Below are 20,728 nucleotides of genomic sequence, written 5' to 3'. Positions count from 1 at the left end.
ATGTCCTTGAACGAATTCCTGAATTTCAACCCGCTGGCCTTCACGATCACGGCATTGGTGATCGGTTTGCTGATCGGCAGTTTCCTCAACGTGGTGGTCTGGCGCCTGCCGAAAATGCTTGAGCGTGAATGGCGCCTGCAGGCCCATGACGTACTGGACTTGCCACCCGAAGCCCCCGGCCCGGCTTACAACCTGATACTGCCCCACTCCGAGTGCCCAGACTGTGGCCATCGGATTCGAGCGTGGGAAAACATTCCCGTGCTCAGTTACCTGTTTTTACGTGGGCGATGCTCGAACTGCGCGACGCCGATCAGCAAACGTTACCCGCTGACCGAATTGGCCTGCGGCGCGCTGTCGGCGTTCGTCGCCTGGCATTTCGGTTTCGGTTGGCAGGCCTGCATGGTGCTGGTCCTGAGCTGGGGCCTTTTGGCGATGAGCCTGATCGACGCCGAACACCAGCTGTTGCCGGACGTGCTGGTGCTGCCGTTGATATGGCTGGGGTTGATCGTCAATAGTTTCGGGCTCTTCGTATCACTGCATGACGCGCTCTGGGGCGCGGTGGCCGGCTACATGGCGCTGTGGACAGTGTTCTGGCTGTTCAAGCTGATCACCGGCAAGGACGGCATCGGCTACGGTGACTTCAAGCTATTGGCGATGCTCGGCGCCTGGGGCGGCTGGCAGATCCTGCCGCTGACCATCCTGCTGTCATCGCTGCTGGGCGCCATCATCGGGGTGATTTTGTTACGCCTGCGGGACGCAAAAACCTCGACTCCGCTGCCCTTTGGCCCCTATCTGGCCATTGCCGGCTGGATTGCCTTGCTCTGGGGTGGTCAAATAACCGGCTTCTATTGGCAGTTTGTCGGTTTGAAATGAATACCCCTGTGGAAAAACCCTGGATTCTCGGCCTGACCGGCGGCATCGGCAGCGGCAAAAGCGCGGCCGCCCAGCACTTCATCGATCTGGGCGTGCATGTGGTGGACGCCGATCATGCGGCTCGCTGGGTGGTCGAACCCGGTCGCCCGGCATTGGCGAAGATCGCCGAGCACTTTGGCCCCGGCGTGCTGCAAGCCGACGGCCAACTGGATCGCGCGGCCCTGCGCAAGCTGATCTTCGAGGTGGCGGATGAACGCCGCTGGCTCGAAGCGTTACTGCATCCGCTGATCGCCGAAGAGATCGCCCACCATCTGGCCAAGGCACAATCGTCTTACGCGATTCTGGTTTCGCCGCTGCTGATCGAGTCCGGGCAGTACGCCATGACCCAACGGGTCCTGGTGATCGATGCCCCGGAACAGTTACAGATCGAACGCACCCTGCAGCGTGACCAGACCAGCGAACAGCAGGTCCAGGCGATCCTCAAGGCCCAGTCCAGCCGACAGGACCGCGTGAGCCACGCCGACGATGTGGTGGCCAACGACCGCGACCTCGCCTGGCTGCACAGCGAGGTCGAACGACTGCATCACTTTTACCTTACTTTGCGTGGAGGCCAGTCATGAGCCAAACCCCAACCGTCGATTGCCCAACCTGTGGCGCCCCTGTCGAATGGAGCCCCGAGAACAAGTTCCGGCCGTTCTGTTCAGACCGTTGCAAACTGATCGACCTGGGCGCCTGGGCGTCGGAAGAACACAAGATCCCGGTGAGCCCGGATGCCGAAGACGAAATGTTCAGCGAAGACTTCGACCCGCGTCACTGATCCCGCCCCTCAAGGCCGCATAAAGCCATAATCCTGGGCCTCGTCGAGGTTCTCGGCGAGAAACCGCAACTCATCGGCCAGGTCTTCTATATTGCGTACCGCCTTGCTCCGCTGCACTACCGCACTGAGCAAGGCGCGCAGGCTCAATCCCGGATCGAAGCCCACCTCTTGCGCCACATCCAGACTCTGACGCAACTCCTGCCGGGCCCACTCATACACACTCATGTCATTGCTCCTGAAGGTTTTCCAGAGCATGGATTCGGCAACGTTTTTTGGATTTGATGTGGATCAAGATTTGGGATCGTCGTCTTTCCAGGGCGCCGAAAGGTAGCGCGTGCGATTGAATGTCTCCAGCCATTCGGGGCAGAACACCACCAATGCGCTGACCACCATGCCGTTGATAAATGCTTCGGGGAAAATGAGCAGCCACAGATAGCCGACAAAATCTTCCAGCCAATACGGCATGGCGAAACGTTCGTCGTACCACAGCAGCGTGAGCGCCAGAATCAAACACAACAGGGCCGACAACGCAGCGGCAAAAAAGCCGGAACAGAATATGTACACAAAGGGATTACGCGGCTGCGCGCGCTCGACCAGGATTGCGCAGCACTCGGTAATCAGCACCGGCAGCAGAATCAGCAGCGCGCCGTTGACCCCCATGGCCGCCATGTCCTGCCGCCCCAGCAGTACCAATCCCGTTTGCGCGACCAACCCGCCGACAATCGCCAACGGCCAATCCAGCAGTAACGTCACTGCCGTCATGCCGATGAAGTGATAGGACACGCCAGTGTCGAAGTCCCGTCGCACCAGCCAGAGCATGAACAGCGCGAACACCGTGCCGAACAACAGATGCTGACGCCGGCTATCGCTGAACAATTCAACCCAGGGCGCTCGACAGACAGCCCAGATCACCACCGGCACGTAAATCAGCCAGCCGACTGTGAGGCTTTGCGAGGACAGCAGTTCGGCGCCAATCATGGGCGTGCCTTTTCCGGCGCCTGGGTCCACATAAGCGCAAGACTGTGCAGCAATACTGTTCTATGTTTCACGCATCTCTCCCGTCGTGATAGCTCTCAGTCTATACCGGTGTTTCTGACTGGCCGTGTCGCGCGTTTACCCCGGCGAGTAGAGAATCCGAGGTCAAGGAAGAGGTTTATCCGAATTCTTCGCTGTTCGGTGACGGCAAGGAAATGGAGGTTAAACCATGAACTAGACTCACGCGGTTGGTATGGAGTTGAACGTCAAGAGCAGAGGGCCGTCCACGACTGACGCCAGTTTTGCTCGAAGCAATGAGACTGGCATTTGTGAGGCTTCGGTCATGGCAAAGGAAAAGAAGAAAATCCCGGTTAAAAGTAATGCCGCTGAACGCTTGAAGCTGACGAACAAGGACTATCTTGAGCAGTTGCGCCTACTGCATGTCGAATTGGTCAAGTTGCAGGAATGGGTGAAACAAAAGGGCATCAAGATCTGTATCGTCTTCGAGGGACGCGACGGTGCCGGCAAGGGTGGGACGATCAAGGCACTCACCGAGAGGGTGAGCCCGCGTGTCTTTCGAGTGGTGGCGCTACCTGCACCGACTGATCGCGAGAAGAGCCAGATGTATATGCAGCGCTACCTGGCGCACATGCCAGCGGCTGGCGAAGTGGTGATCTTCGATCGCAGTTGGTACAACCGCGCCGGGGTCGAGCGTGTGATGGGATTTTGTACCGGTGAGCAGGTGACCCGTTTCCTGAGCCTGGCCCCCCTCATGGAACGCATGGTGGTCGACTCGGGCGTTATTCTGCTCAAGTATTGGCTGGAGGTCAGCGAAGAGGAGCAGACCCGTCGGCTCGAGGCGCGGATCAAGGATGGCCGCAAAATCTGGAAACTGACGCCAATGGATCTCAAGTCATACAGCCGCTGGTATGACTACTCGCGCGCACGCGACGACATGTTCAAGGCGACCGACACCGATCATGCTCCGTGGCTTGTGGCCAACTCGAACGACAAAAAGCGGGCTCGCCTCAACATCATCTCTGATTTTCTCAGCCGCATTCCGTACAAGAATGTACCGCGCGAGAAGGTGATTTTGCCCAAACGGCAGAAATCAGGCGGCTATCGTGAACCGAATTATCCGCTGCGGCGAATTCCAGAAAAATTCTGACCGGCACGTTCAAGCGGATCTGCGCTGTACACCAAAGGGCCACAGTCCTATGAGCCATTCGGATGCTTCGCCTCCCGTCCCGGAACCGGGCCGGATTGCCCATCGGGATACCGGCGACAAGGCCGGTTGGGATCGCTGGCTGCCGGGACTGCGCACGCTACGCGGATACAAAATAGCCTGGTTGAGGCACGACCTTGTGGCCGGTCTGGTACTGACCACGATGCTGGTGCCTGTCGGCATCGCCTACGCAGTGGCATCGGGCGTACCCGGCATCTATGGCCTTTACGCGACCATCGTTCCGCTGCTCGCTTATGCGCTGTTCGGACCCAGCCGGATTCTGGTGCTGGGGCCGGATTCCTCGCTGGCTGCCGTCATTCTCGCCGTCGTGCTGCCACTGTCCGGCGGTGATCCGCATCGTGCCATCGCCCTTGCGAGCATGATGGCGATCGTATCGGGGGTGGTGTGCATCCTGGCCGGCATAGCGCGCCTGGGCTTTGTCACGGAGCTTCTTTCCAAACCGATCCGCTATGGGTACATGAACGGGATCGCGCTGACGGTTTTGATCAGCCAACTGCCCAAAATTTTCGGTTTTTCGATTGAATCCGACGGCCCGCTGAGAAACCTGTGGGCGATCGCTACAGCGATAATGGAGGGAAAAACCAACTGGACCGCCTTCATGGTCGGCGCAGCTACTCTGGCGGTGATTATGCTGCTCAAGGGCAACAAGCGCGTGCCGGGCATTCTGATCGCCGTGGCAGGGGCAACCGTCGCCGTGGGTGTGCTGGATCTTGCAGCGCGCGCTGGAATATCGGTCCTCGGCTCTCTTCCACAAGGCTTGCCGGCGTTCGCCATTCCCTGGATCACTCGCGCCGATATTGTCCCCGTCCTGATCGGCGGTTGCGCCGTTGCCCTGGTTTCGTTCGCCGATACCAGCGTGCTCTCGCGTGTTTATGCGGCGCGGACCCGCACCTATGTGGACCCGAACCAGGAAATGGTGGGTCTCGGTGTCGCCAACCTGGCCGCCGGTTTTTTCCAGGGTTTTGCGATCAGCAGCAGTTCTTCACGTACGCCCGTGGCCGAGGTTGCAGGCGCCAAAACCCAGTTGACCGGAGTCATCGGCGCGCTTGCTGTTGCCTTACTGCTGGTGGTAGCACCGGACCTATTGAAGGATTTACCTACCAGCGCACTGGCCGCGGTGGTGATCGCCTCCGCCATCGGCCTGATCGAGGTCACCGACCTGCGACGAATTTATCGAATCCAGCGTTGGGAGTTCTGGCTATCAATCGTCTGCACCATCGGCGTGGCCGTGCTGGGCGCGATTGAAGGTATCGGCCTGGCCATCGTGATTGCCGTCATCGAGTTTCTGTGGGATGGCTGGCGCCCTTACTCTGCCGTTCTGGGACGTGCGGAAGGCGTCAAGGGTTATCACGACATCAAACGCTATCCCGACGCGCGCCTTGTACCCGGCCTAGTGCTGTTTCGCTGGGATGCGCCGTTGTTTTTCGCCAACGCCGAGTTGTTCCATGACCGAGTGCTCGACGCCGTGGCTGCGTCGCCCACGCCAGTGCGCTGGTTGGTCGTTGCGGCGGAACCCGTCACCAGCGTGGACGTGACCTCTGCCGACATGCTGGTGGAACTGGACGAAACCTTGCACGCAGCGGGCATCAAGTTGTGCGTGGCCGAGATGAAGGACCCGGTCAAGGACAAGCTGAAGCGATTCGGGCTTTTCGCGCGGCTTGGCGAAACGGCGTTCTTTCCGACAATAGGCACTGCAGTCGACAGCTATCTGATGATTCATCCGGTGGATTGGGAGGACCAGGATCGCTGAGTGGCAGCGGAAACACTCAGCGACTGATCTTCATCAATGTTTACCGGCTCTCCCGCGACCAGCCCGTCTATGCTGGACTTACCGAACGCAGCCTTTGCCACTCTCTACTGGAGGTAATCAATGGTTCCCACGCCCATGCTCGAAAAGGTTTTTTCCCGCGACCTGCTCGATGTACTGATTCGTGCTGGAGTGATTGCCGTTCTGGTGATGTTCTGCTTTCAGATATTCAGCCCGTTCCTCGACCTGATGCTCTGGTCGGTGATCCTGGCAATCACCCTCTACCCCTTGCAAGTCAGGTTCAAAGGCAAGCTAGGGAACAAGGACGGGATCACCGCGACGCTGATCGTACTCATCGTCATCAGTATTCTTATGGTGCCTATTTATTTGTTGGGAGCCTCGCTCGCGGATTCCGTGGAGAGGGTCATGACCATGGTCAAAACCGACAGTTTCCATATTCCGCCACCGTCCGATACGGTAGCCAGCTGGCCACTCGTGGGAGAACCTCTCTATAACTTATGGACACAAGCCACCACTGACCTGCCCGATCTGGCACAGAAGTTCATACCGCAGATCAAAGGTATCAGCCTCTCCCTGCTGAGCAAGCTTGCGGGGGTCGGCATGGGGCTCCTTTTATTCATCGTCGCCCTGATTATTGCCGGTATTTTCTTAGCGTATGGAGAAAACGGCCACCGTAGCGCGGTGCACATCGTTTCGCGCTTCAGCGGGCCGATCAACGGGCCGAAAATCGCCGATCTGTGCACCGCCACCATCCGGGCAGTGGCGTTGGGGGTGGTTGGTATCGCCTTCATCCAGATGCTGTTGGTGGGCATCGGCTTTGTGTTCATGGGTGTCCCCGGCGCCGGCCTTCTCGCCTTGGCGGTGCTGCTTCTTGGCATCATGCAATTACCGGCGACCCTGATTACCCTTCCGGTCATCGTCTTTGTTTTCATGAGCGAAGGTGCCAGTACGGCGACTATTGTGTTTGCCGTTTATGTCTTCATCGCCGGATTGGTCGATAACGTCCTCAAACCGTTGCTGCTGGGTCGTGGTGTCGATGTACCGATGCCGGTGGTGCTGATCGGAGCCTTGGGCGGCATGGTCACGGGCGGTATCCTCGGCCTGTTTATCGGCCCAGTGATACTCGCGGTCGGCTATCAGTTGTTCTGGGAATGGGTGGATCAAGTGCAAGAACCCGGGCCAGACAACCAGGGACAGACCTGACGGCAGAGGATATTCCCATGCTGTTGAATCTACTGGCCGGCCTTCCCGTGATGTTGTTCTGCCTGGTACTGCAAGCCATTTTCGTGACCATATGCCTGCGTCAATACGTGCATTTCAGGCATGCCCAACCCGCTGAATCGCAATGGCTGAATATCCTGTTGTTGTCGATGGTGATGCTGTTGATGCTGCTCAGTAATTTCGCGCAGATCGCCATCTGGGCCATGCTGTTCACGCTGCTTGATGAGTTCGACGAATTCGCCATCGCGCTGTATCACTCGGCGGTCAACTTCGCCACGCTAGGCTACGGCGACATCGTCATGTCCTCTCGCTGGCGTCTGCTTGGCCCATTGGAGGCAGCCAACGGAATCCTGATGTTTGGTGTCTCCACCTCAGTGATGACCGCTGCGGTGATGGATGTCATAAAACACAACATGGAAAGGCTACAGCAGCGTGAACGCCCGTAGGCATGCACCGATCATGGCAGAGCCTTCTCCAGTGCCTCACGCAATTGTGCCGCCGAGGCGTATTCGTGCTGCCCCACCAATTGACCGTCCTTGAGCTGCAGCCACAGCACTTTATCCACGGACCCGGGGTAGCGCGGCGCCACGCGACTATCACGGTCAAGCATCACTCGATAGGAATAATCGCGCATAGCCGGTATTGCGAACATCTTCGCGATCAGTCGAGGCATGCGCTGGATGTCTGCGACAAATACCGTGTGCCGAGCCTCCAGATAGCCCTTGGGCTGGTCCTGCAGAGCGGCGCCGACCAGTTTGGCGGCGTCCATGCTGCGCGCCACCAGCAGCGTCTGAGTCTGGTTATCGAGCGTGAAGGCCTGATCGAACTGATCAAGTAAGGTCCACGGCGCCAGGCGCTCACCAACCTCCAGTGCCTGGGCCCAAAGAGGCAGAAGACTGAGCAATAACACCGGCCAATATTTCACGTTCTACTCCTTGTTTGAGCGCATATGCGTAATGGCCGTCAGTCTACACCGTCCGTTCCGAGTGCCCAGCGCCTCTGTTTACCGTTTCACGCTTTCTGCTTGTCGCAAATGAACGCTAAGCTTGGGCCTATGGATGACTCAGATTATTTACGCCTGCTGACCATTGCGGCCGAGCAAGCCAACACGTTCCTGTCCAATGCCCGCAAATGGGAGCGTGAGCGTTGGGTTTGCCAGCGCCTGCTGCAAGGCCTGAACATTCCCTATCGCGCCGACGAATTTGCCCCCGCCGGTGAGCCGCCGGACGTGCTGTTTCGCGACGCGAATTTCGAGGTGTTCTTCGTGCTCGACGAGGGCCGGCGCCTCAATGACGAATGGCGCGACGAGCTGCAACGTCGGCGCAACGCGTTTTCCCTGAGCCAGCTGGTGCGCCGCGAGGCCAAGCCCCGGCGCATCCCGGCCAATGAATTTCTGCTCAGGCTGGCGCCGACTTTGCGTAAAAAAGCTCACAACTACAAAGAGCGCGGCATGGACCTGGGGGAGCTGGACATCATTGCCTTCGCCAGCCTCAAGCGCGAAGTGCTGGACCTCAACAGCCACTTCCCACCGCCCACCGAATACTTGCGTCAGGGCTGGCGCTCGTTGTCACTGGTGGGTCCGACCTTCGCCCGAGTGCTATTCGCCCACCCGGAGGCCCCGGATTTTCTGCGTAGCAACCTGGGCCGCAGCATCGTCTTCGACGTCGGAATCAGCTTGTGAGTCCGTTGCAGGAGTTGATCGCCGAGTGTTACAAAGTGGAATTATTCGCCTGAACGATACGGTAAATGTCGAGCCATTCCAGCCAGCGACTATGCTCCGTTCAACGCAGGATCCCCCGCTGTAGCTTCTAAACATTCAGCAACGTCTACCTGACGAGGCCCAATATGACCAGCCGCCTGAACCCGGACGACCAAAAGCATGTCGAAGAGTACCTGCGCCTGTCCCAGCACCAAGTCGAGCGCCGGCCTTTCCGGCCGTGGATGCTCCTGGTGCTGGTGTTGGCAGTGACCATTGGTCTAGGCCTGTTGAGCCGACTTATCAGTTACCTGACGCTATGAGCTGCCTTGCGCTCGCTCGGTTGACTGCACCGATTTCTTTTAGCCTTGCGAGATATCCCCATGACTCATCGTATTGTCATCGTTGGCGGCGGCGCCGGCGGTCTGGAGTTGGCTACCCGTCTGGGTAAGACTCTGGGCAAGCGCGGCACGGCCAGTGTGATGCTGGTCGACGCGAACCTGACCCACATCTGGAAACCGTTGTTGCACGAAGTGGCGGCAGGTTCCCTGAACTCTTCCGAAGACGAACTCAACTATGTTGCCCAGGCAAAATGGAACCACTTCGAGTTCCAGCTAGGGCGCATGAGCGGGCTCGATCGCGCACAGAAGAAAATCCAGCTGGCCGCCACCTACGATGAGGCGGGCCTGGAACTGGTGCCGGCGCGTGAAGTGCCTTACGACTCGCTGGTGATTGCCGTCGGCAGCACCACCAACGATTTCGGCACGCAGGGCGCGGCGCAGCATTGCCTGTTCCTCGACACCCGCAAACAGGCCGAGCGCTTCCATCAGCAACTGCTCAATCACTATCTGCGCGCCCACGCAGGGCAAACTGATGCGGTGCAGCAGATCAGTGTGGCCATCGTCGGCGCCGGTGCCACCGGGGTCGAACTGGCAGCGGAACTGCACAACGCCGCCCATGAACTCGCAGCCTACGGCCTGGACCGGATCAAACCGGAAAACATGCACATCACCCTGATCGAAGCCGGACCACGGGTGCTCCCTGCTCTGCCGGAACGAATCGGTGGGCCTGTGCATAAAACCCTGGAGAAACTCGGGGTCAACGTGATGACCAACGCTGCAGTCAGCGAAGTGACGGCAGACAGCCTGATTACCGCCGATGGCAAAGTGATCAACGCCAGCCTCAAAGTCTGGGCCGCCGGGATTCGTGCTCCGGCCTTCCTCAAGGATATCGATGGCCTGGAAACCAACCGCATCCATCAGCTACAAGTATTACCGACCCTGCAAACCACCCGCGACGAAAACATCTTCGCCTTCGGTGACTGCGCGGCCTGCCCACAACCGGGCACTGATCGCAATGTGCCGCCGCGCGCCCAGGCTGCGCACCAGCAAGCTTCGTTGCTGGCCAAATCGCTGAAACTGCGGATCGAAGGCAAATCCCTGCCGGAGTACAAGTACACCGACTATGGTTCGCTGATTTCGCTGTCGCGTTTTTCGGCTGTGGGTAACTTGATGGGCAACCTCACCGGTAGCGTAATGCTCGAGGGCTGGCTGGCACGGATGTTTTACGTGTCGCTGTACCGCATGCACCAGATGGCGCTGTATGGCGCGTTCCGCACGGCGATGTTGATGTTGGGTAGCAAGATTGGACGCGGGACTGAGCCGCGGCTGAAGCTGCATTAAGATCTTCGGCGTCAACTAGGGCCTCATCGCGGGCAAGCCACGCTCCCACAGGTTATGTGTCGTACCCAGATTCCATGGTCGACACATAACCTGTGGGAGCGTGGCTTGCCCGCGATGCAGGCGCCTCGGTCCAACCTGCGGACACTTGTGTGTCTCTCTGTATCTCCCCACCGATTCCATCCCTTCGCTTACAAAGCCCCCCCTTGCACGACACAGTAGCGATACACCACGCCCGCTAAATGGCCACACCCGAGCAAGTCACTGCCTGCTTCGGTCATCGCCGCACTCACGTGGCGTCCTTTATCGAGCGGTTGCGTTGCGCAACCCAGGAGATTTGTAATGTCCCGTACTCTCAGCAAAAACACCGCTGGCCTGCTCGGCGCTGTCCTGGCCGGAGGCATGATGTTGTCCGGTTCTGTATTCGCTTCGCAGCCGCTGACTCAAGGCTACCTGCTGGCCTCGGCGGAACAGGTCGTGAAGACGCCTGAAGGTAAATGTGGCGAAGGCAAGTGCGGCGATGCCTCGATGGCCAAGACCGACACCGACGACGATGGCAAGGTATCCCGCGCGGAACTCCTGAAAGTGGCACCCAAGGCTGACTTCGACAAGATCGACACCAACCATGACGGCCAAATCGACGAACAAGAGGCTTTCGATAACGTGAAAGGCAACTACGAAGCCAATGGCAAAAAAATGCCGAAGGGTTTGTTCGAGCACCTGAAAGACAATAGCTAAGCCCCTGAAGGCCCAAGCCCTGCCTCTTTATCGAGACGCGGGGCTTTTTTTGCATTTTCAGCAGGCAAAAAAATCCCCGTATCTTTCGATACGAGGATTTTTAATATGGTCGGGGTAAGGGGATTCGAACTCCTGACATCCTGCTCCCAAAGCAGGCGCGCTACCGGACTGCGCTATACCCCGGTAAAAAAAAGGCACCTTTGAAAGGCGCCTTCTTCGATCAGCGCTTTTGGCCTCTGATCTTAAGATTCGATTCCAGCGCTAACTGGTTTCAAAAATGGTGGGTCGTGTGGGATTCGAACCTACGACCAATTGGTTAAAAGCCAACTGCTCTACCAACTGAGCTAACGACCCAAAAATGGTCGGGGTAAGGGGATTCGAACTCCTGACATCCTGCTCCCAAAGCAGGCGCGCTACCGGACTGCGCTATACCCCGGTTTGAAATTGGCTCCGTGACCAGGACTCGAACCTGGGACCCAATGATTAACAGTCATTTGCTCTACCGACTGAGCTATCACGGAACTACATATTTCAATTTACAACTGTGAAGCTTGCTTCACCTCTTCGACCCGTTCGCATCGCTGCGTTCGTGTGTCTGAGGCGCGCTATTCTACAATCTTAAGCAGCTCTGTCAACCCCCTAAATTGCTTTCAAGTTAATGATTTGCAACTTATTTTAGATTCCTGCTTGGGGAGCAGAAACCCTTCAAGGCGACTTACTGCGGGGCGCACTTTACAAGCCTTTTCCTTTGAGTTCAACAGCCTGGCGAAAAAAAGGCCTCGCAATGCGAGGCCTTCTTTAATTGCACTGTCGTCGAGCGTCAGACGAAAACGATTTCGTCGTTTTCCACAACACCCTTGGCGGTATCGCCGGGCATGAAACGACCTGACAGAATCAGCTGTGCCAACGGGTTCTCGATCCAGCGCTGGATCGCCCGTTTGAGCGGTCGTGCGCCGTACACCGGGTCGTAACCGACAGCGATCAGCTTATCCATCGCTTCCGGACTCAGCTCAAGCTTCAGCTCGCGCTCGGTCAGGCGACTACGCAGGCGACCCAACTGGATCTCGGTAATGCCGGCGATCTGATCCCGAGCCAGCGGCTCGAAAATCACCACTTCGTCGACCCGGTTGATGAACTCCGGCCGGAAGTGCGTGGAAATCGCATCCATCACCGCCGCGCGCTGCGCTTCGCGATCACCCACCAGTTCCTGAATCTGCACCGAGCCGAGGTTGGAGGTCATGACGATCACGGTATTTTTGAAATCCACCGTGCGGCCATGGCTGTCGGTCAAACGGCCATCTTCGAGCACTTGCAGCAAGATGTTGAACACGTCCGGGTGGGCCTTCTCGACCTCGTCCAGAAGGATCACCGAATAAGGCTTGCGACGCACCGCCTCGGTCAGGTAACCGCCCTCTTCATACCCCACATAGCCCGGTGGCGCGCCGATCAGTCGAGCCACGGAATGTTTCTCCATGAACTCGGACATGTCGATCCGCACCATCGCCTCTTCGGTATCGAACAGGAACTCGGCCAGCGCCTTGCACAGCTCGGTTTTGCCGACACCGGTCGGGCCGAGGAACATGAACGAGCCGCTCGGGCGATTCGGGTCGGACAACCCGGCGCGGGAACGCCGCACCGCGTTGGAGACCGCGATAACCGCTTCGTCCTGACCGATCACACGTTGGTGCAACAGGCTTTCCATCTTCATCAGTTTTTCGCGCTCGCCCTCGAGCATTTTCGACACAGGGATGCCGGTCCACTTCGACACGACTTCGGCGATCTCTTCTTCAGTCACTTTGCTGCGCAGCAACTGGTTTTCGCTTTTGCCGTGCTGGTCGACCATCTGCAGGCTGCGCTCCAGGTCCGGGATCACCCCGTATTGCAACTCAGCCATGCGATTCAAGTCGCCTTTACGGCGCGCAGCTTCCAGTTCCTGACGGGACTGTTCGATCTTCTGCTGGATCTGTGCCGAACCCTGGACTTCGGCTTTTTCCGAGTTCCAGATTTCTTCGAGGTCCGAGTATTCACGCTCGTGACGAACGATTTCTTCCTTGCAGTTTTTCCAGACGTTTCTTTGCCGCGTCGTCGCTTTCTTTCTTCAGCGCCTGGGATTCCACCTTCAGCTGAATCAAACGACGTTCAAGACGGTCCAGCACTTCCGGCTTGGAGTCGATCTCCATACGGATGCGGCTGGCGGCTTCGTCGATCAGGTCGATGGCTTTGTCCGGCAGCTGACGGTCGGTGATGTAGCGATGACTGAGCTTGGCCGCGGCGATGATCGCGCCGTCGGTGATCGCCACCTTGTGGTGAACCTCATAACGCTCTTTCAGGCCACGCAGGATGGCGATGGTGTCTTCTTCGCTCGGCTCGTCCACCAGGACTTTCTGGAAGCGCCGTTCGAGGGCCGCGTCCTTCTCTATATATTGGCGATACTCGTTAAGCGTGGTCGCGCCAACGCAGTGCAGTTCACCACGAGCCAACGCAGGCTTGAGCATGTTGCCCGCATCCATCGAGCCTTCGCCTTTACCGGCACCGACCATGGTGTGCAGTTCGTCGATGAACAGAATGATCTGCCCTTCCTGCTTCGACAGTTCGTTGAGCAGGGATTTGAGGCGTTCCTCGAACTCGCCGCGGTATTTGGCACCGGCAATCAGCGCCCCCATGTCCAGCGACAACAGACGTTTGCCTCTCAGGCCATCCGGTACTTCGCCGTTGATGATGCGCTGGGCCAGGCCTTCGGCGATGGCCGTTTTACCCACGCCTGGCTCACCGATCAGCACCGGGTTGTTCTTGGTGCGGCGTTGCAGGACCTGAATGGTGCGACGGATTTCGTCGTCACGACCGATCACCGGATCGAGTTTGCCTTCTTCGGCGCGCTTGGTCAGGTCGATGGTGTATTTATCGAGCGCCTGACGCGATTCTTCGTGGTTGGCATCATTGACTGCCTCACCGCCACGCAGGTTATTGATCGCGTTTTCCAGGGCTTTCTTGCTCACACCCTGGCCCAGCAACAATTTGCCCAGCTTGCTGCTCTCGTCCATGGCGGCGAGCAGCACCAGTTCGCTGGAGATGAACTGGTCGCCCTTCTGCTGGGCCAGGCGGTCAGCCTGGTTGAGCAGGCGCGCCAGATCCTGCGACATGTTCACATCGCCGGTCGGATTCTGGATTTTCGGCAGCTGATCGAGTGCTTTGGTCAGCTCTTTACGCAAGCTGTTGACATCGAAACCCACCTGCATCAGGAGGGGTTTGATCGAACCACCCTGCTGTTCAAGCATGGCCTGCATCAAATGCGCCGGTTCAATGGCCGGATGGTCGAGGCCGACGGCCAGGGATTGGGCGTCGGACAAGGCTAACTGCAACTTGCTGGTTAAACGGTCTATACGCATGGGTCACCTTCCTTTTGAGCAGGCCGGACCTATAAACATCCTAAATGAAGAAACCTGCCAGATACCTCACTAGATGTGGTCGATTCTGGAAGATTCAAGCGTCGTACAGTTGATGTAGATCAGAGAAGTCTAGTGTTCGATCCAGACTAAAGAGGCAAACCGGCCGGTGCGTGGACTGCGGCGGTAGGAAAAGAAGCGTGGATCAGTCACGGTGCAGAAACCGCCGCCATAAACAGCGGTAACCCCGCGAGCGGCCAGACGTAAACGCGCCAGCTCATAGATGTCGGCCATGAACTTGCCAGCATTCTGGCTCGGCACAAAGGCTTTGGCGGCTTCAGGCAATTGCTCGACGAAGGTTTCGCGCACTTCCGGGCCGACTTCAAAGGCTTGAGGGCCAATGGCCGGGCCGAGCCAGACCAGCACGTCTTCGGGCGGTACAGCCAGACTGTCGAGGGTCGCTTCCAGCACACCCGCCGCCAACCCGCGCCAACCGGCATGGGCGGCAGCGACGCGGGTGCCGGCGCGGTCGCAAAATAGCACTGGTAGGCAATCAGCGGTCATTGCCGTGCAGGCGATACCGGGTGTTGACGACCAACTGGCGTCGGCAGTGGCTACCAGGCTTGGATCCGCTTGGGCCACGACAATGCCGTGAACCTGCTTTAACCAGGCCGGTTGAATAGAGAAATGATCGGTGAGGCGACGGCGGTTTTCGGCGACAGCTTCGGGGCTGTCGTCGACATGATCGCCAAGATTGAGGCTGTCGAACGGCGCCAGACTGACGCCGCCCGCACGAGTGGTAACGCAGGCTTTCACCCCGGCAGGCGCAGGCCAGTCGGGAATCAGCCAGTCACTCATCCGATGAACGCCTCGCGGTCTTGCTTGAGCAGCGACAGCAACCAGACGAAGTCGTCCGGCAGTGGCGATTCCCAGCTCATGCGTTTACCAGTGGTCGGATGATCCAGCTCCAGGAAACGCGCATGCAGCGCCTGACGCGGAAAATTCTTCAGGGATTCGACCATGGTCACACTGGCGGCCGGCGGAATACGGAAGCGACCGCCATAGGCAGGGTCTCCGACCAACGGGTAGTTGATGTGCGCCATGTGCACGCGAATCTGGTGCGTACGACCGGTTTCCAGCTTCACCCGCACGTGAGTGTGGGAGCGGAAACGCTCAAGCACACGGTAATGGCTGACGGCTTGCTTGCCACCTTCCATCACAGCCATGCGCTGACGTTGCTGGCCATGGCGACCGATTGGCGCATTGATCTTGCCCCCAGCCGTCACCACACCGATCACGATGCACTCGTAGATCCGGCTTACGCTGCGGCTCTGCAATTGCGTGACAAGCTGTGTCTGCGCCTGAATGGTCTTGGCCACCACCATCAGACCGGTGGTGTCCTTGTCCAGGCGATGCACGATACCGGCGCGGGGCACATTGATGATGTCCGGCACGTGGTGCAGCAAGGCGTTGAGCAAGGTGCCATCAGCGTGACCGGCGGCAGGATGCACCACCAGGCCCGCAGGCTTGTTGATCACCAGGATGTCGTCGTCCTCATAGACGATGTCCAGCTCGATGTCTTGAGCGATCCATTCGCCCTGAGCTTCCTGCTCGGCAGTCAGCTCAAGAATGGCGCCACCGTGAACGATGTCTCGCGGGCGGATAACCGCCCCATCCACAGTCAGGCGGCCGTCTTTGATCCAGGCGGAAAGGCGCGAGCGCGAGTGCTCAGCGAATAATTGTGCGGCGACTTGATCGAGGCGTTGGCCGCCCAATTCGGACGGCACCTCTGCGCGAAGTTCAATTTTATCGGACATGCTCAGACTAGGCGTCGGCACAGCCTTTGGTTTCGGCTGCGCGCTTGTGGTTAAATACGGCGTCTTTTGCCCCGAGGCTTTTCATCGGGGCGCTCATCATAACAGGACGGCCCCGCCCAAGACAGCGGCCGTCATAGGGACGCAAGCCGCCATGCAAGTGAAACACCTGCTGCTGATCGCCATCCTCGCATTGACCGCTGCTTGCTCATCGAAGGAAGTCGTAGACGAAAACCTGAGCGAAGTCGAGCTGTACCAGCAGGCTCAGCACGATCTGGACAATAATAGCTACACCAGTGCCACAGCCAAGCTGAAGGCCCTGGAGTCGCGTTATCCGTTCGGTCGCTACGCCGATCAGGCTCAACTCGAGCTCATCTACGCCAACTACAAGAACACCGAGCCTGAGGCTGCCAAGTCCGCCGCCGAGCGTTTCATTCGCCTGCACCCGCAACACCCGAACGTGGATTACGCGTATTACCTCAAGGGTCTGACTTCTTCGACCAGGACGTCGGCCTGTTGTCGCGTTTCCTGCCGCTGGACATGACCAAGCGTGACCCGGGCGCCGCTCGCGATTCCTACAACGAGTTCGCCCAGCTGACCAGTCGCTTCCCGAACAGCCGCTACTCGCCGGACGCCAAGCAGCGCATGATCTATCTGCGCAATCTGCTGGCGGCCTACGAGATTCACGTTGCCGACTATTACCTGACCCGTCAGGCCTATGTCGCCGCCGCGAACCGTGGTCGTTATGTGGTAGAAAACTTCCAGGAAACCCCATCGGTCGGTGACGGCCTGGCGGTGATGACCGAAGCCTACCAGCGTCTGCACCTGGACGAACTGGCCGCGACCAGTCTCGAAACCCTGAAGCTCAACTACCCGAACCACCCAAGCCTGGTGGACGGTCAGTTCATGCCATCGGTGGCCGAAGCCGACAACCGTTCGTGGCTGAGCAAGGCCACCCTGGGCCTGATCGAATCCCGCCCGCCGCTGCCGCCGGGTGAAACCCGCGCCAACCAGGACGTGCAAAAGCAGTTCCAGGATGCCAAGGACGCGATTCCGAGCGAACTCAAGCCTAAAGATGAAAATGGCGATGTGATCGAAGAAGAGGAACACGATTCCGAAGCCAACAACGCCGACCGCTCGTGGTTCAGCCACATGACCTTTGGCGTGTTCGACTGACGCGGGGGATTGTGCCGAGAAGGCGCCTTTCGAGGCGCCTTTTTTATTACCGGATTTCAGGGGGTTAGCGTATTGCGCTGTGCGCCTGACCTGTCCTTGGCTAAACTGCCCATTCATTATTCAAAAAGCAGTTCACCATGCTTCGTCTATTGTTCTGGATCGCCCTGATTGCCGCTGCCGTATGGTTCTGGCGCAAGTTCAAGGGCCCGATTGCGGGTGCCAACACGCCACGAGAGCAAGATGCTCCGCCCATGGTTCGCTGTGCTCATTGTGGCGTACACCTGCCCCGCGACCGCGCGCTGAAACTCGAACAACAGTGGTATTGCAGCCAGGCTCACCTTGAGCAAGGCCCGGGCTCCAGTGATCGCTGAGACGCCCAGTCCCGGCCACAAACAGGCCCAGCGATTGCTGCGCCTCTATCACCTCTACCGTTTAAGCATCGGCATCACCTTGGTGCTGTTGATCTCCAGCAACATGGACAACCAGTTGCTGAAGTTCGCCAATGACGATTTGCTGCGCAATGGCAGCTGGTTGTACCTGGTGCTGAATATCCTGCTGGTGGTTTTTCTGGCGAACACCCGGCGCCCGGCGCAGTTGTTCAGCCTGGCGCTGGTCGATGTCCTGCTGCTATGCGGCCTGTTCTATGCCGCTGGCGGCATGCCCAGCGCCATCGGCAACCTGTTGATCGTGTCGGTAGTCATCAGCAACACCCTGCTGCGCGGGCGTATCGGCCTGCTTATTGCGGCAGTTGGCGCCCTCGGCATCGTGGGTCTGAGCTTCCTTCTGAGCTTCAGCCATCCCACCAGTCCCAACGATTACCTGCAAATCGGCACTCTCGGCGCCCTGTGTTTTGCCGCTGCATTGCTGGTGCAAGGCTTGATCCGAAGACTGGAAGTCAGCGAAACCCTGGCCGAGCAGCGGGCCAGCGAAGTGCTCGGCCTCGAAGCTCTCAACGCACTGATCCTGCAACGCATGCGCACGGGCATTCTGGTGCTCGACGACCAACGGCGCGTGCAACTGGCCAATCACAGTGCCTTGACCTTGCTGGGGCAGGAAAACCTGGACGGCCAGTTGATCGACGATCATTCGATGCCGTTGGTCGAGCGGCTCCAACTATGGTTCAACAATCCGACTTTGCGCCCGCAAAGCCTGAAAATCGCCGGCAATGGCCTTGAGCTGCAACCGAGTTTCATTGCCCTGGACCAAAGCCCGCACCACCAGACGCTGGTTTTTCTCGAAGACCTCGCCCAAATCGCCCAACAGGCACAGCAACTTAAACTCGCAGCCTTGGGCCGCCTGACTGCCGGTATTGCCCATGAAATCCGCAATCCACTGGGCGCCATTAGTCATGCCGCGCAGTTACTGCAGGAATCCGAGGAACTGAACGGCGCGGATCGGCGTCTGACGCAGATTATTCAAGATCACTCTCAGCGAATGAATCGGGTAATCGAGAACGTCCTGCAACTGTCCCGTCGCCAGCAAACCGTGCCGCAACGGCTGGATCTGCGGCCGTGGCTGGAGCACTTCGCCGCTGAAACCCGCGAAGGGGCGACCGAACGCCAGCAAATTCACCTGCAGATCAGTTCCGGAGACTTCAAAACCCTGATGGATCCGAATCAACTGACCCAGATTCTCGACAATCTGATACGCAATGCCTGGCGCCATAGCGCCCTGAACCATGATCGGGCGCAGGCCTGGCTTGAGTTGTTTATTGACCCGGACAGCCAGTTGCCGACCCTTGAAGTCCTGGACGATGGCCCCGGCGTAGCGCCGGACCAGCGCTCGCACTTGTTCGAACCGTTCTTTACCACCAGCAGCCAGGGTACTGGCCTGGGGCTTTATCTGTCCCGTGAGCTGTGCGAAAGCAATCAGGCCCGCCTAGACTTCAAACCACGCCAAGGCGGCGGCTGCTTTCGCATCACTTTTGCTCACGGACGGAAACAAAGTTGAACATGAGCCCACGGCAAAAATCCTGATCGTCGACGACGAGCCGGATATCCGCGAACTCCTGGAAATTACCCTGGGACGGATGAAACTCGACACCTTCAGCGCCCGCAACCTCGCAGAAGCGCAAGCACTGCTGGCACGGGAGACGTTCGACCTGTGCCTGACCGACATGCGCCTGCCCGACGGCACCGGTCTTGCCCTGGTTCAGCACATCCAGCAGTGCTATGCGCAAGTGCCGGTAGCGATGATCACTGCCTACGGCAGCCTGGAGACGGCAATCAACGCGCTCAAGGCTGGCGCCTTCGACTTTCTGACCAAACCGGTCGACCTGACCCGCTTGCGCGAATTGGTCACCAGCGCGCTGAGTTTGCCGGCGCCAGGCGGCGCCAACAGCGCCATCGACCGTCGGCTACTGGGCGACTCACTGCCGATGCGCAGCCTGCGCAAACAAATCGACAAACTGGCCCGCAGCCAGGCTCCGGTGTACATCAGCGGCGAGTCCGGCAGCGGCAAGGAGCTGGTCGCCCGACTGATCCACGACCAAGGTCCACGCGCCAGCCGACCGTTCGTGCCCGTGAACTGTGGGGCTATTCCGTCGGAATTGATGGAAAGCGAATTCTTCGGCCATCGCAAAGGCAGTTTCAGCGGCGCGATAGAAGACAAACCCGGGCTGTTCCAGGCAGCTCAAGGCGGCACTTTGTTCCTTGATGAAGTCGCAGACCTGCCGCTGGCGATGCAGGTCAAACTGCTACGGGCGATTCAGGAGAAAGCTGTTCGCAGCATCGGTGGGCAGCAGGAAACAGTGGTTGATGTACGCATCCTCTGCGCCACGCACAAGGACCTCAATGCCGAAGTCGCCGCCGAACGCTTTCGCCAGGATTTGTACTACCGCCTCAATGTGATCGAGTTGCGGGTGCCACCCTTGCGCGAACGCCGCGACGACATTGAGCTTCTGGCCAACAATATGCTCAAGCGACTGGCGACCGGCACTGGCCAACCCGTCGCAAAACTCCACCCACAAGCCCTCGACGCACTGAAAAGTTATCGTTTTCCAGGGAACGTGCGGGAATTGGAGAACATGCTCGAACGGGCGCACACCTTGTGCGAGAACAAACAAATCGAAACCAGCGATCTGCGGCTGGCCGAAGGCAACTGCAACCCGGACGGCGGTGTGCCGGACCTGACGCAAATCGACAATCTGGAAGCCTATCTGGAAAACGTCGAACGCAAACTCATCCTCCAGGCCCTGGAAGAAACCCGCTGGAACCGCACGGCGGCGGCTCAGCGGTTGAATCTGTCATTTCGGTCGATGCGTTACAGGCTCAAGAAATTGGGGCTGGATTGAACCGTTAAAAGATCGCAGCCTTCGGCAGCTCCTTGGAATTGTGAACCCCT

19 protein-coding genes, 4 tRNA genes and 2 pseudogenes are annotated in these 20,728 nt (G+C 58.6%); 15 read left to right on the top strand and 10 right to left on the bottom strand.

The genetic code is table 11. The features are described 5' to 3' along the window. The 3 genes from AB4O41_RS21275 to yacG are packed head-to-tail and all read left to right on the top strand — an operon-like array spanning window position 1 to window position 1,690. Window positions 1-873, top strand: a complete 873-nt coding sequence (locus tag AB4O41_RS21275) for a prepilin peptidase (protein ID WP_460144581.1) — start codon at window positions 1-3, stop codon at window positions 871-873. Further along, window positions 870-1,493 carry a dephospho-CoA kinase gene (gene coaE, locus AB4O41_RS21270; protein WP_460144580.1) on the top strand — a complete coding sequence of 208 codons (624 nt, stop codon included), beginning with the start codon at window positions 870-872 and terminating at the stop codon, window positions 1,491-1,493. Before AB4O41_RS21275 ends, coaE begins: the two co-directional genes overlap by 4 nt. Continuing rightward, complete coding sequence (gene yacG, locus AB4O41_RS21265) at window positions 1,490-1,690, top strand: DNA gyrase inhibitor YacG (protein WP_077750267.1); 201 nt, start codon at window positions 1,490-1,492, stop codon at window positions 1,688-1,690. Before coaE ends, yacG begins: the two co-directional genes overlap by 4 nt. Window positions 1,691-1,699: 9 nt before the next feature. Here yacG and AB4O41_RS21260 read toward each other — a convergent pair whose 3' ends face one another. Together AB4O41_RS21260 and AB4O41_RS21255 are read right to left on the bottom strand one after the other, a co-directional pair. Continuing rightward, window positions 1,700-1,915 (bottom strand): hypothetical protein, encoded by a 216-nt coding sequence (locus AB4O41_RS21260; protein ID WP_460144578.1) that lies wholly within the window; start codon window positions 1,913-1,915, stop codon window positions 1,700-1,702. A 63-nt stretch (window positions 1,916-1,978) separates the two neighbouring features. Beyond that, a complete protein-coding gene (locus AB4O41_RS21255) occupies window positions 1,979-2,668 on the bottom strand; it encodes an energy-coupling factor ABC transporter permease (protein WP_460144576.1) in 690 nt (229 codons plus the stop codon). A gap of 340 nt (window positions 2,669-3,008) precedes the next feature. On the opposite strand from AB4O41_RS21255, the gene ppk2 reads away from it, so the two are divergent. The 4 genes from ppk2 (at window position 3,009) to AB4O41_RS21235 (ending at window position 7,346) form a co-directional block, all read left to right on the top strand. Further along, on the top strand, window positions 3,009-3,833 hold the full coding sequence (gene ppk2, locus AB4O41_RS21250; protein WP_460144574.1) for a polyphosphate kinase 2: 825 nt from the start codon (window positions 3,009-3,011) through the stop codon (window positions 3,831-3,833). A gap of 49 nt (window positions 3,834-3,882) precedes the next feature. Then, window positions 3,883-5,661: a SulP family inorganic anion transporter gene (locus AB4O41_RS21245; protein WP_460148392.1), complete on the top strand. Its 1,779-nt coding sequence runs from the start codon at window positions 3,883-3,885 to the stop codon at window positions 5,659-5,661. Between the two features lie 120 nt (window positions 5,662-5,781). After that, a complete protein-coding gene (locus AB4O41_RS21240; protein WP_460144572.1) occupies window positions 5,782-6,882 on the top strand; it encodes an AI-2E family transporter in 1,101 nt (366 codons plus the stop codon). A 17-nt stretch (window positions 6,883-6,899) separates the two neighbouring features. Beyond that, on the top strand, window positions 6,900-7,346 hold the full coding sequence (locus AB4O41_RS21235; protein ID WP_460144571.1) for an ion channel: 447 nt from the start codon (window positions 6,900-6,902) through the stop codon (window positions 7,344-7,346). A gap of 11 nt (window positions 7,347-7,357) precedes the next feature. Here the strand turns inward: AB4O41_RS21235 and AB4O41_RS21230 are convergent, their stop codons facing one another. Beyond that, a complete protein-coding gene (locus AB4O41_RS21230; protein WP_460144569.1) occupies window positions 7,358-7,825 on the bottom strand; it encodes an FAD/FMN-containing dehydrogenase in 468 nt (155 codons plus the stop codon). A 129-nt stretch (window positions 7,826-7,954) separates the two neighbouring features. Here AB4O41_RS21230 and AB4O41_RS21225 point away from each other — a divergent pair, with 129 nt between their 5' ends. The 4 genes from AB4O41_RS21225 (at window position 7,955) to AB4O41_RS21210 (ending at window position 11,013) form a co-directional block, all read left to right on the top strand. Beyond that, window positions 7,955-8,581 (top strand): DUF1780 domain-containing protein, encoded by a 627-nt coding sequence (locus AB4O41_RS21225; protein ID WP_367372991.1) that lies wholly within the window; start codon window positions 7,955-7,957, stop codon window positions 8,579-8,581. Window positions 8,582-8,745: 164 nt separating this feature from the next. After that, window positions 8,746-8,919 carry a DUF3094 domain-containing protein gene (locus AB4O41_RS21220; RefSeq protein ID WP_050681443.1) on the top strand — a complete coding sequence of 58 codons (174 nt, stop codon included), beginning with the start codon at window positions 8,746-8,748 and terminating at the stop codon, window positions 8,917-8,919. A 60-nt stretch (window positions 8,920-8,979) separates the two neighbouring features. Beyond that, on the top strand, window positions 8,980-10,278 hold the full coding sequence (locus AB4O41_RS21215; protein WP_367372993.1) for an NAD(P)/FAD-dependent oxidoreductase: 1,299 nt from the start codon (window positions 8,980-8,982) through the stop codon (window positions 10,276-10,278). Between the two features lie 339 nt (window positions 10,279-10,617). Next, window positions 10,618-11,013: an HvfA family oxazolone/thioamide-modified RiPP metallophore gene (locus tag AB4O41_RS21210; protein WP_460144566.1), complete on the top strand. Its 396-nt coding sequence runs from the start codon at window positions 10,618-10,620 to the stop codon at window positions 11,011-11,013. 106 nt (window positions 11,014-11,119) lie between these two features. On the opposite strand, the gene AB4O41_RS21205 is transcribed toward AB4O41_RS21210, so the two are convergent. The 7 genes and pseudogenes from AB4O41_RS21205 to rluD form a co-directional block, all read right to left on the bottom strand. Next, window positions 11,120-11,196 (bottom strand) — tRNA-Pro (locus AB4O41_RS21205). A gap of 95 nt (window positions 11,197-11,291) precedes the next feature. Further along, a tRNA-Lys gene (locus tag AB4O41_RS21200) sits at window positions 11,292-11,367 on the bottom strand. A 5-nt stretch (window positions 11,368-11,372) separates the two neighbouring features. Beyond that, window positions 11,373-11,449, bottom strand: a tRNA-Pro gene (locus tag AB4O41_RS21195). A gap of 9 nt (window positions 11,450-11,458) precedes the next feature. Next, window positions 11,459-11,534, bottom strand: a tRNA-Asn gene (locus tag AB4O41_RS21190). 299 nt (window positions 11,535-11,833) lie between these two features. Further along, a pseudogene (clpB, locus tag AB4O41_RS21185) lies at window positions 11,834-14,399 on the bottom strand (ATP-dependent chaperone ClpB). A gap of 129 nt (window positions 14,400-14,528) precedes the next feature. Further along, on the bottom strand, window positions 14,529-15,254 hold the full coding sequence (gene pgeF / locus AB4O41_RS21180) for a peptidoglycan editing factor PgeF (protein WP_460144565.1): 726 nt from the start codon (window positions 15,252-15,254) through the stop codon (window positions 14,529-14,531). After that, window positions 15,251-16,213, bottom strand: coding sequence for a 23S rRNA pseudouridine(1911/1915/1917) synthase RluD (rluD, locus tag AB4O41_RS21175; protein ID WP_007901932.1), 963 nt, complete (start codon window positions 16,211-16,213; stop codon window positions 15,251-15,253). The genes pgeF and rluD overlap by 4 nt, the downstream gene beginning before the upstream one ends. Before the next feature lie 151 nt (window positions 16,214-16,364). On the opposite strand from rluD, the pseudogene AB4O41_RS21170 reads away from it, so the two are divergent. The 4 genes and pseudogenes from AB4O41_RS21170 (at window position 16,365) to AB4O41_RS21155 (ending at window position 20,678) form a co-directional block, all read left to right on the top strand. After that, window positions 16,365-17,386, top strand: a pseudogene (locus AB4O41_RS21170) (outer membrane protein assembly factor BamD). 137 nt (window positions 17,387-17,523) lie between these two features. Then, a complete protein-coding gene (locus tag AB4O41_RS21165; protein ID WP_460144563.1) occupies window positions 17,524-17,757 on the top strand; it encodes a PP0621 family protein in 234 nt (77 codons plus the stop codon). Further along, the gene (locus tag AB4O41_RS21160) at window positions 17,747-19,336 is read left to right on the top strand and encodes a sensor histidine kinase (RefSeq protein ID WP_460144561.1); all 1,590 of its coding nucleotides are present in this window, start codon (window positions 17,747-17,749) and stop codon (window positions 19,334-19,336) included. Before AB4O41_RS21165 ends, AB4O41_RS21160 begins: the two co-directional genes overlap by 11 nt. Beyond that, complete coding sequence (locus AB4O41_RS21155) at window positions 19,311-20,678, top strand: sigma-54-dependent transcriptional regulator (RefSeq protein ID WP_460144559.1); 1,368 nt, start codon at window positions 19,311-19,313, stop codon at window positions 20,676-20,678. The genes AB4O41_RS21160 and AB4O41_RS21155 overlap by 26 nt, the downstream gene beginning before the upstream one ends. The last annotated feature ends 50 nt before the right edge of the window (window positions 20,679-20,728 follow it).

This window comes from Pseudomonas sp. S2_A02 (genome assembly GCF_054668495.1).
Note: the sequence above shows the minus strand (reverse complement) of the source record. Positions and strands in the feature narration are given on the sequence as shown.

Bases quoted from the DNA above. Each gene is read 5' to 3' on its own strand.
- AB4O41_RS21275 (WP_460144581.1), top strand. From the start codon at position 1: ATGTCCTTGAACGAATTCCTGAATTTCAACCCGCTGGCCTTCACGATC.
- coaE (WP_460144580.1), top strand. From the start codon at position 870: ATGAATACCCCTGTGGAAAAACCCTGGATTCTCGGCCTGACCGGCGGC.
- yacG (WP_077750267.1), top strand. From the start codon at position 1,490: ATGAGCCAAACCCCAACCGTCGATTGCCCAACCTGTGGCGCCCCTGTC.
- AB4O41_RS21260 (WP_460144578.1), bottom strand. From the start codon at position 1,915: ATGAGTGTGTATGAGTGGGCCCGGCAGGAGTTGCGTCAGAGTCTGGAT.
- AB4O41_RS21255 (WP_460144576.1), bottom strand. From the start codon at position 2,668: ATGATTGGCGCCGAACTGCTGTCCTCGCAAAGCCTCACAGTCGGCTGG.
- ppk2 (WP_460144574.1), top strand. From the start codon at position 3,009: ATGGCAAAGGAAAAGAAGAAAATCCCGGTTAAAAGTAATGCCGCTGAA.
- AB4O41_RS21245 (WP_460148392.1), top strand. From the start codon at position 3,883: ATGAGCCATTCGGATGCTTCGCCTCCCGTCCCGGAACCGGGCCGGATT.
- AB4O41_RS21240 (WP_460144572.1), top strand. From the start codon at position 5,782: ATGGTTCCCACGCCCATGCTCGAAAAGGTTTTTTCCCGCGACCTGCTC.
- AB4O41_RS21235 (WP_460144571.1), top strand. From the start codon at position 6,900: ATGCTGTTGAATCTACTGGCCGGCCTTCCCGTGATGTTGTTCTGCCTG.
- AB4O41_RS21225 (WP_367372991.1), top strand. From the start codon at position 7,955: ATGGATGACTCAGATTATTTACGCCTGCTGACCATTGCGGCCGAGCAA.
- AB4O41_RS21220 (WP_050681443.1), top strand. From the start codon at position 8,746: ATGACCAGCCGCCTGAACCCGGACGACCAAAAGCATGTCGAAGAGTAC.
- AB4O41_RS21215 (WP_367372993.1), top strand. From the start codon at position 8,980: ATGACTCATCGTATTGTCATCGTTGGCGGCGGCGCCGGCGGTCTGGAG.
- AB4O41_RS21210 (WP_460144566.1), top strand. From the start codon at position 10,618: ATGTCCCGTACTCTCAGCAAAAACACCGCTGGCCTGCTCGGCGCTGTC.
- pgeF (WP_460144565.1), bottom strand. From the start codon at position 15,254: ATGAGTGACTGGCTGATTCCCGACTGGCCTGCGCCTGCCGGGGTGAAA.
- rluD (WP_007901932.1), bottom strand. From the start codon at position 16,213: ATGTCCGATAAAATTGAACTTCGCGCAGAGGTGCCGTCCGAATTGGGC.
- AB4O41_RS21165 (WP_460144563.1), top strand. From the start codon at position 17,524: ATGCTTCGTCTATTGTTCTGGATCGCCCTGATTGCCGCTGCCGTATGG.